The organism is Pantoea sp. FN0305, assembly GCF_050113845.1.
In the GTDB taxonomy this organism is placed as follows: Bacteria; Pseudomonadota; Gammaproteobacteria; order Enterobacterales; family Enterobacteriaceae; genus Mixta; species Mixta alhagi.
Window position 1 is genome coordinate 321,321 of sequence record NZ_JBNJSN010000002.1, and the last position, 17,632, is coordinate 338,952.

Consider the following 17,632-nt stretch of genomic DNA (forward strand, 5'->3'; position numbering starts at 1 on the left):
ATGCAAAAAGAGCGATTTTTCTTCACGCTTTCCTATAGTGAAGCGGCAGGCAAAAGCATAAACTGGCGCGCGATCGCGGCGAGGCCGTGGAACAGAAACAGAGTGGAATGACCTTCGATGTCAAAGTGGTTACGATTAATGCGCACAAGCCTGCTGGCGCTGCTGGTAATGGCGTCATTTGTGATTCACGCGGCGGAAAACGCTGAGGATAGCGCGGCGGCAGGTGAAGAGACTGTAGTAAAGGTAAATGCGTCGGCAGAACTGCCGAAAATGCAAAAAATCCTCGATAAAATCAAAGGGCAGGTTTCCGGCGAAACCAATGATGCACAGCTTTCCCAGCTCAACGAAATGGCGCTGGAGCTGTCGGGCAATGCCGATACGCTGGGACAGGCGCTGATCCCGCAACGGCAACAGTTAATGGCGCAGCTGGCAGTATTAGGCCCGGTGCCACAAGCGGACAGCGGCGTGAAAGAGACGCCGGAGGTGACGCGCAAGCGAAGCACGCTGGAAAATCAAAAGCAAAAGCTGGACGAACAGATTAAACAAGCGGAGACGATCAAAAGCGGCTCGCTTAACCTCAGCGCGCAGATTGTTAGTCTGCGGCGCGATAATCTGAAAACCCAGCTGGCATTGAACTCTGGCAGTATTTTTGGTCCGCGTTTCTGGGCACCGCTGTTTGGTATGCAGCAAAGAGATGGCGATAAGCTGGCTAACTTCCGCGATGAGCTAACGGACACCGTGGCGCTGGCCTGGGAGCCGGGTTGGCGGCTCGGCACCGTGTTGTGGCTGGTAGCCGCGGTGCTAATCGCTACGCTGGGCCGCCGCTACGGAGAGGAGTTCCTCGCGTGGATTAGTATTAACAAGTTGCCGGAAGGGCGTCTGCGGCGCAGCTTCCTGGCGGCGGCGATCGCCCTTACCACGCTGGTGGCGGTGGTGCTGGCGTTTAACTTTCTTGATCAGGCGTTTACCCGCCGCGAGGAAGTTTCTGATGACGTCCAGAGCTTTGCTGATCGTCTGGTACAGCTCAGCCTGTTCTGCGGCCTGATTGCCGGGCTGGGACGGGCGTTTCTGTCGACGCGTCGCCCTTCATGGCGTCTGCCGGCGATTTCCAACGAGGTGGCGCAGGCGCTGAAACCCTACCCGCCGCTGACCGCGCTTCTGGTATTTATTTTCCAAACGGTAGAAGCACTGAATACCACCGTTGGCACCAGCGTCGGCACCACCATTCTGGCAAACGGCATGACGGCGCTACTGGTGGGCGCTACCGCGCTCTCTATCAGTTTCCGCTCCAGCCGCGTTCGTCGTTGTCTGGTGCAGGAAGGGCAGACGCCAGAGGCCCGATCCACCTTAGTCGGCCTGGTTCAGATGTCGATTACGCTTATCGGTCTGGCAATCATGCTGTCGCTGATTATCGGTTACGTTACCCTGGCGCGCTTTCTCAGCTATGAGCTGGTCTGGCTGGGTATCGTCTGCGGCGCTTACTATTTCCTTAGCCATCTGGTGAGCGATGGCTGCGAAACGCTGCTGTCGGTAAATAGCCTGACCGGCAAGCGGATGCAGACCTCGCTGAACATCGATGAGCGGCATCTTTCGCAGGCGGCGGCGCTGCTGTCGGCGCTGGGAAAAACCATACTGCTGCTGTTTGCGGTAGTGGCGGTGCTGAACGGCACTTTCGGCACCTCGACGCCGATTGAACTGCTGCAAAAGGCGGTAGAGTTCTGGGGCGGCAAAGGGCTGGAGTCGCTGAATATCGTGCCTGCACATCTGGTCAATGCGCTGCTGTGCATGGTTATTGGCATCTATGTGCTGCGCGCGGTGCGTCGCTGGCTGGATAACGACTTTCTGCCGAAAACCACCATGGATATCGGCATGCGCGTTTCGCTGGTAACGCTGTTCAGCAATATCGGCTATGTGCTGGTTATTCTGTTAACGCTCTCAACCATGGGCGTGCAGTGGAACAAGCTGGCCTGGATTGTCAGCGCCCTGTCGGTGGGTATCGGTTTCGGCCTGCAGGAGATTGTGAAAAACTTTATCTCCGGCCTGATCCTGTTGACTGAACGTCCGGTGAAGGTGGGTGACCTGGTAAGCATCAGCGGGATTGAAGGCGATATTCGCCGGATCAACGTGCGCGCCACAGAGATTCAGCTGGGCGACAAATCTACGGTGATCGTACCGAACTCGCAGCTGATCTCGCAGAACGTGCGTAACGCCACCATGGGTAATGCTCAGGGCGTGGTTACCATTACGCTGACGTTCCCGCTGGATATCGATCCGGTGCAGGTGCGGGAGATTTTACTGGGGGTCTATCAGGAAAACGAACGCATTCTGGATACGCCAGAGCCCTCGGTCAGTTTCAAAGATCTTACCCCGCAGGGAATTGTGCTGAGCGTAACCGGAAATGTCTCTAACCAGCGGCAGATTGGCGGCGTGAAAAGCGATCTGCTGTTCGATCTGCTGACGCGCCTGCGTAAAGAGGGCATCGTGCTATCGCGCCCGCAAACCATGATCATTGAGCGCAAGAATGGTGAGGTGGTCGTTAAAGATCCACAGCAAAGCTAAGCCGCGCCAGGGCCGCCTTTTCGCATGGAAACGGCGGCCTTTGGGCGTTTAATCGGCCGAGTGATGCGCATCGCAGCCGCAGCCCGCCCAGTGTTTTAGTTTGCTGGTTTTACCAATGCCGGGGTTAAAGCTGTTAGTCGGATCGAGCTGCTGATAGAACGCTTTCAACTGCGGCTTCGCCTGGTAAAGATGGCCGACGTTATGCTCCGCCGGATATTCCGCGCCGCGCTGGTTAAGGATCTCCAGCATTCTCTCTTTCAGCGCATGCGCGTCCACGCCTTTCTTCACGATGTAATCCTGATGAAACACATGGCACATAAAGTGGCCATAGTAGAGGCGATGCACCAGCTTATCGTCAAACTCCGGTGGCAGCTTCTCGAACCAGTCGCGATCGTTACGACGCAGCGCAATATCCAGCGCCAGAATATCCTCGACTTCATCATGATGCGCCGCGTGATAGCGCACCGCCGCACCCGCTGCGGCAAAGCGATGCAGAAAGGCTTTCGAGCCCTCTTCATCGGTGCATTCAAAATAGTCGCCGCCGCCCTCGCGGAAAAAGTCCCTTAAAAACTGACGCGCCTCCTCCACGCCGTCGCCGGACATTTTCAGCATCAGATGATGCTCATAGCGGTCGCGCCAGATTTTCATCTTTTTCGGCAGGTGCGTCGGAAACAGCACGCTCAGCTTTTGCAGCATGCGGTCGGTAAAATGGGGGCGGAACAGCGGAATGTGGCTCAGCATCGCATCGATACGTCCCTTCAGGGTAAAGAAACGCGGCATCTTATCGGTGCCCAGCCGGTCGATCATAATAAAGGTATCTTTCCCATACTTTTCGGCGATGTCATACATATCGCGATGCATATATTCGCCCGCCACCGGCAGGTTTTTAAAATGGGCCAAAATATGGCGACGAATATCCTCCAGCGCCGCCGTATCGTTGCTGCCGATATAAAATACCTGCTGCTTTGTCTCCGCCTCGAAGGTATCCAGACGCACAGCGAACACCGCCAGCTTGCCGGCGCAGCCGGAGGCTTCATACAGGCGGCTGGCGTCGGCGTTAAAGCGCGACGGTGTGTCTGCCTCTACGTCGCGCACACGCTCGACGTAGTGGTGATCGGACGCCTGGCGCGCATCATGGCGCACATCGCTCTCGCGCCAGGTCTCATCATCCAGACGCCCCAGGATCTGCTCCGGCGTGCTGCCCAGTTCAATGCCGAGATGATTCACCAGCTTTAGCTGTCCCTGCTCATCCAGCTGAGCGTAAAGCGCCATTTCGGTATAGGCCGGGCCGCGTTTCACCAGCGCGCCGCCGGAGTTATTGCACACGCCGCCGAGAACAGATGCGCCAATACAGGAGGAGCCGATCACTGAATGCGGCTCGCGTCCCAGCGGCTTAAGGATTTTCTCCAGCTGAAACAGCGTGCTGCCGGGAAACGCCAGCACCTGCTTGCCTTTATCCAGCAGCTGAATACGATCCATGCGCAGGGTGCTGATAATAATGATTTCGCGATCATAATCGTTGCCGTTGGGCGTTGAGCCTTCGGTCAGGCCGGTATTTGCCGCCTGCATCAGAATGATTTTATCCGCCGCGACCGCAGCCTTTAGCACACGCCACAGTTCCAGCAGCGAGCCGGGAAAAACCACCGCCAGCGCCTCGCCCTGACCAGAGCGGAAGCCTTTACGATAGCGTTCGGTTTTACGCGGATCGGTCAGCAGATGGCTACGGCCAACGATACGGCGCAGTTCATTAACCAGGGTTTGACTGGCAGATTGAGTATGAGGGTGCATATCCATTGTCCTGTTATGTGGGTCAAATTTACTGTAGCAGCTCCGACACAAAAGCGTTCAACGGCAAAACTACCTGCTATTCTCTTGCTGTTGCACGCTGTAGCTATCTTATTGCTGTAGCACTAATTACCCTTCATACTTCACGCTGCAGGTATGTTGGCTGCGCTCGCTTATCCCGGCCACTGATTTGCGTCAGCGCCCGGGGATTTACGCGCTGGCCGCCTTCCTGCAACGCCAACTATTTAGGGTACAAAACCCGTTCCGCGTTCTTGTTGAGAGCCCAATCTGATGAAATGGATTTACTCCCTGAGTCTCGCTGTTTCTCTGGCGGTGCAGCCCGCCTTCGCTGACGATCTTTTCGGTCCCCATCCTATGACGCCAGAAGCGCGCGATGCGTTTGTCACCGATCTGCTGGCGAAAATGACGCTGGATGAAAAAATTGGTCAGCTGCGGCTGATTAGCGTCGGACCGGACAACCCAAAAGAATCGATCCGCGACATGATCCAGAAAGGACAGGTCGGCGCGATATTTAATACCGTTACCCGTCCCGACATCCGTGTTATGCAGGATCAGGTAATGCAGCTTAGCCGCCTGAAAATCCCGTTATTCTTTGCCTATGACGTGGTGCATGGTCAACGCACCATTTTCCCGATTCCGTTAGGCCTGGCGGCCACCTGGGATCTGGATGCGGTCAGCCGCGTTGGTCGCGTCTCTGCCTGGGAGGCAGCAGACGATGGCCTGAATATGACCTGGGCACCGATGGTGGATGTCACGCGTGAACCGCGCTGGGGCCGCGGTTCAGAAGGCTTTGGCGAAGATACTTTCCTGACCTCTAAAATGGGCAGCACCATGGTTGAGGCGATGCAGGGTAAAAGCCCGGCGGATCGCTATTCTGTGATGACCAGCGTTAAGCATTTCGCATTGTATGGCGCGATTGAAGGCGGTCGCGACTACAACACCGTGGATATGAGCCCGCAGCGCATGTTCCAGGATTATTTGCCGCCCTATAAGGCGTCGCTGGACGCTGGCAGCGGCGGGGTGATGGTGTCGCTGAATTCCATCAACGGCATGCCGGCCACCGCCAACAGCTGGCTGCTGAAAGATCTGCTGCGCGAACAATGGAAATTCAAAGGCATTACCATCAGCGATCATGGCGCGATTAAAGAGCTGATCAAGCATGGCGTCGCCAGCGATCCTGAAGATGCGGTACGGGTAGCGCTAAAAGCCGGTATCGATATGAGCATGGGTGATGTCTACTACAGCCAGTATCTGCCGGGGCTGGTGAAGCGCGGCGTGGTATCGCAGCAGGAAATCGACGATGCGGCGCGCCATGTGCTGAACGTGAAATATGATATGGGGCTGTTTAACGATCCCTACAGCCATTTAGGGCCGAAAGGCAGCGATCCGGTAGATACCAATGCGGAAAGCCGTCTGCATCGTGAAGATGCGCGTGAAGTGGCGCGTAAAAGTATGGTGCTGCTGAAAAACCGGCTGGAAACGCTGCCGCTGAAAAAGTCGGGCACCATTGCGCTGATCGGTCCGCTGGCGGACAGCCAGCGCGACATTATGGGCAGCTGGTCGGCAGCGGGCGTGGCGAAGCAGTCGGTAACGCTGCTGCAGGGGATGAAAAACGCCACCGCCGACAAGGCAACGCTGCTGTATGCCAAAGGCGCGAATATTACCGATCATAAAGGGATTCAGGATTTTCTGAACCTCTATGAGCAGGCGGTCAGCGTGGATAGCCGCACGCCGCAGCAGATGATTGACGAAGCGGTGGCCACGGCGAAAAAAGCGGATGTGGTGGTGGTGGCGCTGGGCGAGGCGCAGGGCATGGCGCATGAGGCCTCCAGCCGTACCGACCTGACGCTGCCTGAGAGCCAGCAAAAGCTGCTGGCGGCGCTGAAAACCACCGGCAAACCGCTGGTGGTGGTACTGATGAACGGACGCGCGCTGGCGCTGGAGCGTGAAGATCAGCAGGCCGATGCGCTGCTGGAGACCTGGTTTAGCGGCACCGAAGGGGGCAACGCTATTGCCGACGTGCTGTTTGGCGACTATAACCCGTCAGGCAAGCTGCCGGTCTCCTTCCCGCGTTCGGTGGGGCAGATCCCGATTTATTACAATCACCTGCCAACCGGCCGTCCTTATAATTCAGCAAAACCGAACAAATATACTTCGCACTATTATGATGCGGTTAACGGGCCGCTCTATCCCTTTGGCTACGGTTTGAGCTATACCCGCTTCAGCGTCTCGCCGGTGAAGCTCTCCTCATCGACCATGCCGCATAATGGCAAGGTTGAAGCCAGCGTTACGGTAACCAATACCGGCAAACGCGACGGTGCAACGGTGGTGCAGCTCTATCTGAACGATGAAGTTGCCAGCATCAGCCGTCCGGTAAAAGAGCTGCGCGGCTTTAAGCGCATCATGTTGAAAGCAGGCGAGTCACAAACCGTGACCTTCCCGATTGATGTGGAAGCGCTGAAATTCTGGAACCAGCAGATGCAGTGGGTAGCGGAGCCAGGCAAGTTCAAAGTGATGATTGGCCTGGATTCGGTGAGAACGCAGAATGCGGAATTCACTTACCTGTAATGCAGCATCTCAGCGGTAGGGTGCTTGCAGCCTTACAGGCAACCAACGCCTGATGCAGGCATATGGATCTGTTTAAAACCGACCCTTCAGGGTCGGTTTTTTTTACGTCTATTTGCCGCCCGCCATATCGAGAAAACTGCCGGTGACGTATGAGGCCTCATCGGACAGCAGCCAGGCGATCGCCTGCGCCACCTCTTCGGGCTGGCCGCCGCGCTTCATTGGCAAACTCTCCTTTACCCGATCAACACGCCCTGGCTCGCCGCCATCGGCGTGCATCCCGGTATAAATAAAACCAGGCCGCACGGCGTTTACCCGGATGCCCTGCGCCGCCACTTCCAGCGACAGGCCGCTGGTCAGTGTATCGATGGCGCCTTTTGAGGCGGCATAGTCGACATACTCATGGGGCGCGCCGAGCCGCGAGGCGGCAGAAGAGACGTTAACAATTGCGCCGCCCTGGCCGCCGTGACGCAGCGCCATGCGCTTTACCGCCTCGCGCGCGCAAATAAAACTGCCGCTGACGTTAGTGGCGAAAATAGAGGCGATGCGCTGCGCGTCCAGTTGCTCAATAGTGGCCTGCGGTTTGAGAATGCCGGCGTTGTTCACCAGGCCGGTCAGCATGCCAAGCTCGCGGTCAATCTGCTGAAACATCGCTACTACCTGCTCCTCGTCGGCAATATCCGCCTGAACCGCAATGGCATTGCCCCCGTCGCGCCGAATCAGCGCTACCACTTCTTCAGCCTGCGCCTGCTGGCTGCGATAGCCGATACAGATCGTGTGGCCTTTTTGCGCTAACAGCAGTGCGGTAGCGCGTCCAATACCACGATCGCCGCCGGTAATTAAAGTAATGTGTTTTTTCATTGGTTCTGTGCGATTCGCCTGTTTATCGATTCCCGGTGATAAACATCATTAATGTAATGTTCAAACTCAGCAAGGCGATAGCGATAAATATTATGACGAACGGTCGTGTCACTTCAGTTGAGTGTTGCTAACAGGGCGGTGCGGAGAGGCGCAGGCACAACGAATGAAAAAGGAATGAATGCGCATAGGACAGGATCACGATAACCGGCATAAAAAAACCGATCGGCAGCCAACCGATCGGCTTATCTGGTATCTATGCTCTGTTAAAAACGCCTAATGAGATCACTTCACGCTTAGCGCCGTCAGGCGGCGTGCTGATTAACCTGTTGTTCAGCCAGCATAGTGAGTTTTTCATCAGTCGCTTTTTCTTCATCCAGGGTATTTTTCAGGATAGAGACGACATTGTCGTAGCCCAGATTTTTCGCCAGCGCCATCAGCGAACCGTAGCTGGAGATTTCATAATGTTCGACTTTCTGAGCGGCGACAATCAGGCCTGCATCGCGCACCGGCCCTTCTTCCACTTCCTGAATAATCTCCTCGCCTTCTTTGATCAGCCCTTCCATTGCTACACAGGTAACATTTTCCATTTCCACATTGTCGAGAGACTGGATAACCTGATCAAGGCGTTCGATATGGCCTTTGGTCTCCTCGAGGTGTTGTCTAAAGCCTTCGACAAGTTGAGTTTCAGTGGCGGCCTCGGCCATTTTCGGCAGTGCCTTGGTTAACTGAACTTCAGCACTGTAAACATCGCTTAGAGTATGAACAAACAGATCGTTTAACGATTGCATAGTCATAACGCTTATCTCCCTATTAATTAGGTATTGGTGTGCTGCGGTTGCCATAAAAGCCTGGTGGAAGGTGATAAAACAGGCAAATAATCTGCGCTTCGCTTACAAACAGATGAAAGATAAGGATTTATGCTATTTTATACTTTGCTTATTAAATTTTTAGCTTATTAATCATGCGTTTGCCGGAGACGTAATTCTGCGTAAAAGAGTGTATTTGTTTATTGCAGAACGCACCGGCAGGCGAAGAAGTGATGGATATTTAATGGAATTATTACGCAGGCGCATTGAAAAGCAGGTTTTTCGGGTAAACGGCCTGTCACTTAACGAGTTCGATCTCTCTCAGCCGCCGGGCGATCCGGGGTTGTTTGGCCCTGATAGCCTGGTCTGGCCGGTGCATGGCGACTTCACCTCCATGCTGTGCGGCGGCATTGGCGCGTTGCTGTTACAGATGCTGCATCCTTCGGCGCTGGCAGGCGTCTGGGATCACTCATCTTTTCGTCAGGATATGCTGGGACGTTTGCGTCGTACCAGCCAGTTTGTCGCGGTCACTACCTTTGGCAACCGTGCCGATGCGCTTACCTTAATTGAACGGGTAAAGCGTATCCATCTACAGGTTAACGGCATCGATGCTTACGGCAATCCTTATGCGGCCAGCGATCCTGAGCTGTTAACCTGGGTGCATGTCGCCGAAGCCAGCTGTTTTCTCGCGGGCCATCTGCGTTATAAAAACCCGGCGCTTGGCCTGACAGAACGCGATCTCTACTATGCACAGGCGGCGCGGGTTGCCGAGGCGCTGGGCGCGCAGCAGGTGCCCAAAAGCGTACAGGCGGTAGAGGAGTACCTGCAGCGGATGCGCCCCCAGCTCTGCTGCGACACGCGCACCCGCGAAGTTATCAGGCTGCTGCGCCAGGCTCCCGCGCCCAGCAGACCAGCAAAACTGGTTATGGGCACGCTGATGGAAGCGGGTATGGGTCTGCTGCCCGACTGGGCGCAGCAGATGAGCGATCTGACCCTGAGCGCGCGCCGTCAGGCCATTATCGATCGACGCATCCGCTTACTGGCACGCTTGCTACGCTGGTCGGTGCGTAACGGCGCGTTTCCGCGCGCAATGCGGCGCATGGGGCGTGATTTTTGAGATTATTACCCTTGCCGCTGTGTCGCAATAAGGGAGATCCTGCTCTATTCTCGGGGAAGCTGGATTCCTCCACGTTGCGTTGAGGCACTATGACATATTCGCAGTTGATTGCTGAGGTGACTAATCAGCAACAGACGTTAACCGCCATCATCGAACAGACCGAACGGGCCGCCTATTTTTATATCTGGCCCACCGAGCCGTTTCGCTCCCGCTTTGCGGTACGCGGCTGCTGGCTGCGTAACCTGCTGCCCGCGCCATTTGAAGAGGACAGCGCGGCCATAGAGCAGGGGATTGCGCCGCTGTTAAGCGCCGACTGTTGTCGCACGCTGGAGGCTGAGCCGCCGCTTGATCCGGCCGGTCTGCAAATCATTTGGGAACCGACCGATGATGGCGCGGCGGTCTGGTATCAGGGGCAGCTGCTGGCGGTGATCCCGGGCTGGAGCCTGTATCAAAATAAACAGGTGAGTTTCTCGGCAGGCTGCATCAAGGAGAATCGCCTGACCGCGCCGCTGGGATCGGCATCAACCAACCACTATTACGCTCAGGCGCTGGCGCATCGCCAGTTCTGGCGCGACTGGCATGACGGGCATCTCTGGCAGCCGGTCGAGCACGATCTGCTGCAGTGCTACGAATCACACTACGGCCCGTCGCTTAAATATTATGCTATCGACCAGGGCAAGTGGCCGCCGATGGCGATTTCACAGCATTATCATCAGGGCGTCTGGTATTTCTTCACGCTTGGTATGTGCATCCGTCCAATGCCGTGGGTAGATTTTCTCTATGAGGATCTGGCCCCGCAGTATCGCCGCACTGAACTGGCGATGGCGATCGATGCTGAAGTAATGACAGAGGATAATGCTATCCAGATGGCTAGCGCACTGGCGAATTATGCGCACTATCCCTGGAGCAGCCTGAACTGGCTGGGCGAGGGCCATACGCTGCCCTCTTCCGTTGCGCCGGTAGGCTTTGAAGGGTTTTTGCTCTCTGCTACGCTGGGTGCAGAAGGTGGACAGTTTGCCTTGCCAAAACGCGAAGGCGAGCGGGTAAATTTATTGTGGACCACGCCAGTGACGGCCGCCGAACAGGCCTTTGCTCAGGCGGATGACCAGGGCGGTATTCAACTGGTTACGCGTCTGTTGCAGTATGGCGCGAATCATATCTTCCGGCCGCGCCAGCAGGTGGTTGAACAGGAAACATGAGGGCTGCGTCTGTTGTGGTGATGCTCGCCACCGCTGGCTGTCACGACTTTCTTTGACCAGAGAGAAGATTTGTAAATTGTGATGGCGATCGCCTCAAGTAAAAAGGTTACATGCCGTTAACACGAGAAGGGCAATATGGCCCTTCCTGTTATGTGGTGTGAACATGATAAAAACAACGCAGGCACGCTTTACCGCGGCGATCGTGGCATTTTTTCTGTTATTGATGGCGATCACCGTGGTGGTCATCAATCTTTTTGTTGCTCCACAATTAAAAACCAATGAAGAGCGCCTGGTGCGCTACGAAGTTGATACGCTCGCCGCCCGGATTATCGAACAGATGAACCGGGTTCAGGCTCAGCAACGCACCATTACCGAAGCGGTTAGCGTACTGGATAGCGCCGCTATCGACAGCCTGCTGCCGGCGCTGGTTAATCAATATAATGACAGCAACGTCTTTGGCGGCGGTATCTGGCCGTTGCCGAACATGCGCGCCGCAGACCGGGAAAAATTCAGCACCTTCTTTGCCCGTGACGCCAGCAATCAGCTACAGGTAAACACCTTCTGGAACTCACCAGAGGCAGATCGCTACTATGAACAGTCGTGGTATAAAGCCGGTCTTGCTGCCAGCAAAGGAGAGTGCGCCTGGGCTAACGCCTATCAGGATGCCGCCAGCCCGCAGCCGCGTACCAACTGCGCCATGGCGATCTATCGCAACGGCGCAGCCTGGGGCGTTGCCACCATCGACGTGACGCTGGGGTTCTTTAACCATCTGGCGAAAGAGATGGGTGAGGCGATTCAAGGACGCGTACTGATCGTAGAGGCCGATGGCAAAGTCGTCGGCAACGCAGCGCTGGTTGAGGGGACGCCGAAACTGCAATATCTCAATGAGCTTTCCCTGCCAATGGCCGCGCCGCTGAAGACGCTGCTGGCCAATGCCGGGAAAGAGCCGATAGAGAGCCAGTATCAGAGCGAAGAGGGCGACCGCACACTGTTTGTTCAGCAGATCGCCGGCAGCCCCTGGTATCTGGCCAGCGATGTGCCGACCAGCCTGCTGACGCAGCAGACCCACTCAATGATGACGCGCCTGGGCATGGTTCAGATCCCGTTAGCTATTGTGCTGCTGCTGGTGCTGCTGGGCTTTATTCGCAGCATGATGAAGCGCCTGAGCCTGCTTAACGAAAATATCCTGGCCTTATCCACTGGCGGGGCGGATTTAACCCAGCGTCTGCCAGCCAGTAACAGCCCGGAATTTAACGCCGTTGCAGAGAGCTTTAACCAGTTTATTAGCTATCTGCAGGGGCTGATGCGACAGGTCGGCGACAGCGCGTTGGCTATTACTTCCGCCTCGCGCCAGATTGCCAGCGGCAACCTTGATCTCTCGGCACGTACGGAAGAGCAGTCCAGCTCTATTGTGCAAACTGCGGCGTCGATGGAAGAGTTAACCGGCACGGTGCGTCAGAATGCTGATAACGCCACCCACGCCAACCAGCTGGCGGGCGAAGCCGCGAAAGTGGCGGAGCGCGGTACCGGCGTGGTACGACAGGTGGTGACCACCATGGGCGAAATTGACGCATCCTCACGTAAGGTGGTGGATATTATCAGCGTGATTGACAGTATCGCCTTCCAGACCAATATCCTGGCGCTGAACGCAGCGGTAGAAGCGGCGCGAGCCGGTGAACAGGGGCGCGGCTTCGCGGTGGTTGCCAGCGAAGTACGTAATCTGGCGCAGCGTTCGGCCAACTCGGCGCGTGAGATTAAAAAGCTGATTGAAACGTCGGTGGCAAATATTGATGCGGGCAGCCAGCTGGTCAATGAAGCGGGCCGCACCATGGATGAACTGATGCAGGGTGTCAGCAGCGTGACGACCCTGATGAACGAAATCATGTCTTCCAGCCGTGAACAGAGCATGGGAATTGAACAGGTTAACGTGGCGATTAACCAACTGGATAACACCACGCAGCAGAACGCCTCCCTGGTTGAACAGGTTTCCGCCGCCGCTCAGGCAATGGAAGAGCAGAGCGTTCAGCTGGAGCAGGTAGTAACCCGTTTCAAACTGTAAGCGATAAATCCACAGGCTCCGCTGTGCAAGTGGGCAGCGGAGCGAAGGAGTAAGTCAGGTTACTTTTTTGTACATATTCTGATGAATACGCGGGACTTTTTTGCGGCTTAAGAGCGAGTGGTTATGCCACAATAGCTGGGATTAGTCTGAAGGAGCCCGTATGTCCGCTATTGAAGTTATTCTTGTTGATCCTCTTGATCGTCCTGTCGGCATAATGGAAAAACAGGAAGTGCATGAAAAAGGGTTACTGCATCGCGCGGTAACCGTTTATGTCTTTAACCATCAACATCAACTGTTGCTGCAACGCCGCGCCAGTGCTAAATATCACTGCGGCGGCCTGTGGAGCAATACCTGTTGCGGCCATCCTTATCCTTCGGAACCCACTCAGCATGCCGCCGAACGGCGTTTGCGGGAAGAGATGGGGCTTGATTTAACCCTGACGGCGATGTTTGAACTGAGCTATAACCTGCCGTTAAGTAACGGTTTGACCGAGCATGAATATGGGCATGTTTTTTTTGCCATTAGCGACGCCCAGCCACAGCTCAATCCTGAAGAGGCGGATGCCTGCCGCTGGCTTTCACTGGAGGCTATCCAACAGGAGATAACACACGATCCTGCCCGCTTTACTCCCTGGTTTTTATATACGTTCGCCCGCATTCCCGCGCAGCTAACGCGCTTTATTCAGCATGCGGGCCAGCTAAAGCCTGGCGCATCCAACGGATAGATCAGAGAAGCCCGCCGCCCGCACCCCGTTGCGCCATGTCAGGCCGTTTTATTTTCGCACTGCAAACATTTGCGCTACGCTTTGACAGACTCACTTTGCTGAAAAGGAAAACTGCCATGGCTTTTGCTACTGCGCGTCGCGGGATACTGCTCTTTGCCGCCCTGATGACGCTGGCTGGCACCGCACAGGCTGCCGATCCGCTGCGTGTCGGCTCGAAAATCGATACGGAAGGCTCGCTGTTGGGCAACATTATTTTGCAGGTGCTGAATAAGCATGGCGTGCCAACGGTAAATAAAATTCAGTTGGGCAATACGCAGGTGGTGCGCGGTGCGATAACCGCCGGCGAGCTGGATATTTATCCTGAATATACCGGCAACGGCGCGTTCTTTTTTAATCTGGCTGGCGATGCGGCATGGAAAAATGCGCAGGCGGGCTATGAAAAGGTCAGAGCGCTGGACGAGCAGAAAAATCAGTTGGTCTGGCTGACGCCCGCACCGGCTAACAATACCTGGACTATCGCGGTACGCGGCGATTTGGCGCAGAAAAACCAGCTTGTTTCGCTGGCCGATCTCAGCCGTTATCTTAAGCAGGGCGGCACCCTTAAGCTGGCCGCCTCTGCCGAATTTATCGAACGTGCCGATGCGCTGCCTGCTTTTGAAAAAGCGTATGGCTTTAAGCTCAGTCAGGACCAGCTACTGTCACTGGCGGGCGGCGATACGGCGGTCACCATCAAGGCGGCGGCGCAGCAAATTTCCGGCGTGAATGCGGCGATGGCCTACGGTACTGACGGACCGGTGGCGGCGCTGGGGCTGCAAACATTAAGCGATCCTCAAGGCGTCCAGCCAATCTACGCGCCCGCGCCGGTGATCCGTGCCGCAGCGCTGAAACAGTACCCGGAAATCGCCGCCTGGCTGAAACCGGTATTTAGCGCCCTGGATGAAAAAACCTTGCAGTCGCTGAACGCCAAAATTGCCGTTGAAGGGCAGGATGCGAAAAAGGTGGCCGCTGAATGGCTGCAACAGCAAAAACTGCTGTAAATCACAGCAACGAAACCATGCGGCGTTTGATCCCCCGTAATCGCGTACTGCTGCTGCTGACCGCGCTGCTGATTGCAGCGCTGTTTCTTTTACCCTTCGCCAGTTTTGCGCCGAACCGGCTGGTATCGGGCCAGCCGGTGATGCTGACCGAACTGCTGCAGGGGGCGAGCTGGCTGATCCTGCTGATTCTTCCGCTTCTGTTGCTGCTGGTCTGGCAGTCGCTTAATCGTCCAACGCTGATCCTGACGCTGGCGCTGAGCGAAATTCTGCTCACCCTGCTGGTGGCGCTTGGCGGCCACGCGGCGCAAACGCTGGCCGGGCAGGGCAGCGCGCTGGCGCGTACCGGTTTCGGCAGCGGTCTGTGGGCGGCTATCGCGCTTTGCTTGCTGATTGCCGCAGACAGCGTGACGCGCCTGACGCGCAGCGTACCGTGGCGGCTGCTGTTGAATGCTCAGGTTTGGCTACCGTTGCTGGCGCTGCTGCTCGGCGGACAGCTCGATCAGCTCTCGTTGCTGAAAGAGTATGCCAACCGTCAGGAGGTGTTTGACCAGGCGCTGGCGCGTCACCTGTTGCTGCTGGCGGCGACGTTGTTGCCGGCGCTGCTTATCGGCATACCGCTGGGCCTGATCTGCTATCGCCGCGCACGCTGGCAGAGCGTGATTTTCTCCGTGCTGAATATTATCCAGACCGTGCCGTCGGTGGCGCTGTTCGGCTTGTTGATCGCGCCGCTGGCAGGGCTGGCGGCGCATTTTCCCTGGCTGGGGCGGCTTGGCGTTAGCGGCATCGGTCTTGCACCGGCGCTGATTGCGCTGGTGCTGTATGCGCTGCTGCCGCTGGTGCGTAGCCTGGTGGCGGGGCTGCAACAGGTGCCGGCGGGCGTGCGCGAAAGCGCTTGCGGCATGGGCATGTCGCAGGCGCAAATCTTCTGGCAGGTAGAGATCCCGCTGGCGTTGCCGGTGCTGCTTAGCGGCCTGCGTGTAGTGACCATTCAGACAGTTGGCCTGGCCGTTATCGCCGCCCTGATTGGCGCAGGCGGCTTCGGCGCAATTATTTTTCAGGGACTGCTCAGCAGCGCGCTGGAACTGGTGCTGCTGGGCGTGATCCCGGTTATCGCACTGGCGGTGCTGGTGGATACGCTGTTTAAAATTGTTATCTCCCTGCTGCAAAGGAACGCCTTATGATTCAGTTTAACCAGGTGAGCAAATACTTTGCCGGTAAGGCGGCGGTGGACGGCATCAATCTGCATATCGCCGCCGGAGAATTTACCGTGCTGATTGGCACCTCCGGCTCAGGTAAATCCACCACGCTGAAAATGATTAACCGGCTGATTGAGCATGATGAAGGGACAATTCTGTTTGCCGGCGAAGAGATCCGTAGCTTTAACCCGCAAACGCTGCGACGACGAATGGGGTATGCCATTCAGTCGATAGGGCTGTTTCCGCACTGGACGGTTGAAAAAAATATCGCCACCGTACCGGGATTGCTGAGGTGGCCGCAGGCGAAGAAACAGGCGCGAATAAGTGAGCTGCTGACGCTGCTTAACCTGGATGAGGGCTTGCGTCAGCGCTATCCGCATCAGCTTTCCGGTGGGCAGCAGCAGCGGGTGGGTGTAGCGCGGGCGCTGGCGGCCGATCCTGAGGTGTTACTGATGGATGAGCCGTTCGGCGCGCTTGATCCGGTCACGCGCGGCGCGCTGCAGCAGGAGATGCTGCGTATTCATCGGCTCTCCGGACGTACCATTGTGCTGGTAACGCATGATATTGATGAGGCGCTGGCGCTGGCGGATAACATTGTGCTGATGGATAACGGACGCATCGTACAGCAGGGCAGGCCGGTGGAGCTGTTAACCCGTCCCGCCAACGATTTTGTCCGTGACTTTTTTGGCCGCAGCGAGCTGGGCGTGCGCCTGCTCTCGTTGGGCAGCGCGGGCAGCGCGGCCAGGCGCGGCGAATGGCTGGAGGAGGAGTCGGTGTCGGCGGCGATCTCGTTACGTGAGGCACTCTCGCTGTTTATCGCCCGACAAACCGATAAGCTGCCGGTAACCGATGCGCAGGGCGTGCCGCTGGGCGTGCTGCACTTCAGCGATCTGTTGCGTCAGCGGGAGGGTGCATGAAACGACTAACGCGCGATCCGCTGCTGTGGCTGATTGCGCTTTTTATCGCGCTGCTGTTGCTGATGCCCTGGAGCGGGCCGCTTTTCGCCCACTGGTTCCCTGAGCTGGAGCGTCCGGTCTATCAGCAAGAGCGTTTTTTCCAGCTGGCGCTGGCGCATCTGCAACTGGTGGCGATCTCCAGCCTGGGCGCGGCGTTGACAGGGCTGGGCGCAGGCATTGCCGTGACGCGCCGTGGCGGACAGGAGTTTCGTCCGCTGGTGGAGACGCTGGCTGCCGCCGGGCAAACCTTTCCGCCAGTAGCGGTGCTGGCGGTGGCCGTGCCGGTAATCGGCTTTGGCGAGCAGCCAGCGATTATCGCGCTGATGCTGTATGGAATTTTACCCGTGCTGCAAGGCACCCTGGCCGGGATCGAATCGGTGCCCTCCAGCGTTAAAGAAGTGGCGCAGGGGGTCGGGATGAGCAACTGGCAGCGTTTAACCCGTGTAGAGCTGCCGCTGGCTGCGCCGGTAATTATCTCCGGGATGCGCACCTCGGTGATCATCAATATTGGCACCGCCGCCATCGCCTCTACGGTAGGCGCGAAAAGCCTGGGATCGCCGATTATTATCGGCCTGAGCGGGTTTAATACGGCGTATGTGATTCAGGGAGCGTTGCTGGTGGCGCTACTGGCGTTGGTGGTGGACCGGCTGTTTGAGCGCCTGCAGCGCTGCTTTAGCGGGAATGTAAGATAATGGTATAGCCCACCAGCATCAGGCCGCCGGTACCGCCGACTGCCATAATGAAAAA

At 56.7% G+C, this 17,632-nt stretch carries 13 protein-coding genes; 10 read left to right on the forward strand and 3 right to left on the reverse strand.

Features of this window, described 5'->3' with window-relative positions:
• Positions 1-117: 117 nt before the first annotated feature.
• A complete protein-coding gene (locus tag ACQE3Y_RS05655) occupies positions 118-2,559 on the forward strand; it encodes a DUF3772 domain-containing protein (RefSeq protein WP_426974174.1) in 2,442 nt (813 codons plus the stop codon).
• A 48-nt stretch (positions 2,560-2,607) separates the two neighbouring features.
• Here ACQE3Y_RS05655 and dld read toward each other — a convergent pair whose 3' ends face one another.
• The gene (gene dld, locus ACQE3Y_RS05660; protein WP_426981053.1) at positions 2,608-4,347 is read right to left on the reverse strand and encodes a D-lactate dehydrogenase; all 1,740 of its coding nucleotides are present in this window, start codon (positions 4,345-4,347) and stop codon (positions 2,608-2,610) included.
• A 288-nt stretch (positions 4,348-4,635) separates the two neighbouring features.
• Here dld and bglX point away from each other — a divergent pair, with 288 nt between their 5' ends.
• Positions 4,636-6,933, forward strand: a complete 2,298-nt coding sequence (gene bglX, locus ACQE3Y_RS05665) for a beta-glucosidase BglX (protein ID WP_426974176.1) — start codon at positions 4,636-4,638, stop codon at positions 6,931-6,933.
• Positions 6,934-7,041: 108 nt separating this feature from the next.
• On the opposite strand, the gene ACQE3Y_RS05670 is transcribed toward bglX, so the two are convergent.
• Positions 7,042-7,791 (reverse strand): SDR family oxidoreductase, encoded by a 750-nt coding sequence (locus ACQE3Y_RS05670; RefSeq protein ID WP_426981054.1) that lies wholly within the window; start codon positions 7,789-7,791, stop codon positions 7,042-7,044.
• 302 nt (positions 7,792-8,093) lie between these two features.
• On the reverse strand, positions 8,094-8,585 hold the full coding sequence (locus ACQE3Y_RS05675; protein WP_250652201.1) for a ferritin-like domain-containing protein: 492 nt from the start codon (positions 8,583-8,585) through the stop codon (positions 8,094-8,096).
• 256 nt (positions 8,586-8,841) lie between these two features.
• Between ACQE3Y_RS05675 and ACQE3Y_RS05680 the strand changes: the two genes are divergently transcribed.
• The 8 genes from ACQE3Y_RS05680 to ACQE3Y_RS05715 all read left to right on the forward strand — a co-directional run bounded on the left by ACQE3Y_RS05680 (position 8,842) and on the right by ACQE3Y_RS05715 (position 17,577).
• Positions 8,842-9,714 carry an oxygenase MpaB family protein gene (locus ACQE3Y_RS05680; RefSeq protein WP_426981055.1) on the forward strand — a complete coding sequence of 291 codons (873 nt, stop codon included), beginning with the start codon at positions 8,842-8,844 and terminating at the stop codon, positions 9,712-9,714.
• Positions 9,715-9,803: 89 nt separating this feature from the next.
• Positions 9,804-10,913 (forward strand): suppressor of fused domain protein, encoded by a 1,110-nt coding sequence (locus tag ACQE3Y_RS05685; RefSeq protein WP_426974179.1) that lies wholly within the window; start codon positions 9,804-9,806, stop codon positions 10,911-10,913.
• Between the two features lie 163 nt (positions 10,914-11,076).
• A complete protein-coding gene (locus tag ACQE3Y_RS05690; protein WP_426974180.1) occupies positions 11,077-12,972 on the forward strand; it encodes a methyl-accepting chemotaxis protein in 1,896 nt (631 codons plus the stop codon).
• Positions 12,973-13,132: 160 nt separating this feature from the next.
• A complete protein-coding gene (gene idi, locus ACQE3Y_RS05695) occupies positions 13,133-13,696 on the forward strand; it encodes an isopentenyl-diphosphate Delta-isomerase (protein ID WP_426974181.1) in 564 nt (187 codons plus the stop codon).
• Between the two features lie 116 nt (positions 13,697-13,812).
• Positions 13,813-14,733 carry a glycine betaine ABC transporter substrate-binding protein OsmF gene (gene osmF, locus ACQE3Y_RS05700; protein WP_426981056.1) on the forward strand — a complete coding sequence of 307 codons (921 nt, stop codon included), beginning with the start codon at positions 13,813-13,815 and terminating at the stop codon, positions 14,731-14,733.
• A gap of 17 nt (positions 14,734-14,750) precedes the next feature.
• Positions 14,751-15,914, forward strand: coding sequence for an ABC transporter permease (locus ACQE3Y_RS05705; protein WP_426974370.1), 1,164 nt, complete (start codon positions 14,751-14,753; stop codon positions 15,912-15,914).
• Positions 15,911-16,846 (forward strand): ABC transporter ATP-binding protein, encoded by a 936-nt coding sequence (locus ACQE3Y_RS05710; RefSeq protein ID WP_426981057.1) that lies wholly within the window; start codon positions 15,911-15,913, stop codon positions 16,844-16,846. Before ACQE3Y_RS05705 ends, ACQE3Y_RS05710 begins: the two co-directional genes overlap by 4 nt.
• Complete coding sequence (locus ACQE3Y_RS05715; protein WP_426981058.1) at positions 16,843-17,577, forward strand: ABC transporter permease; 735 nt, start codon at positions 16,843-16,845, stop codon at positions 17,575-17,577. The genes ACQE3Y_RS05710 and ACQE3Y_RS05715 overlap by 4 nt, the downstream gene beginning before the upstream one ends.
• Positions 17,578-17,632 lie beyond the last annotated feature (55 nt).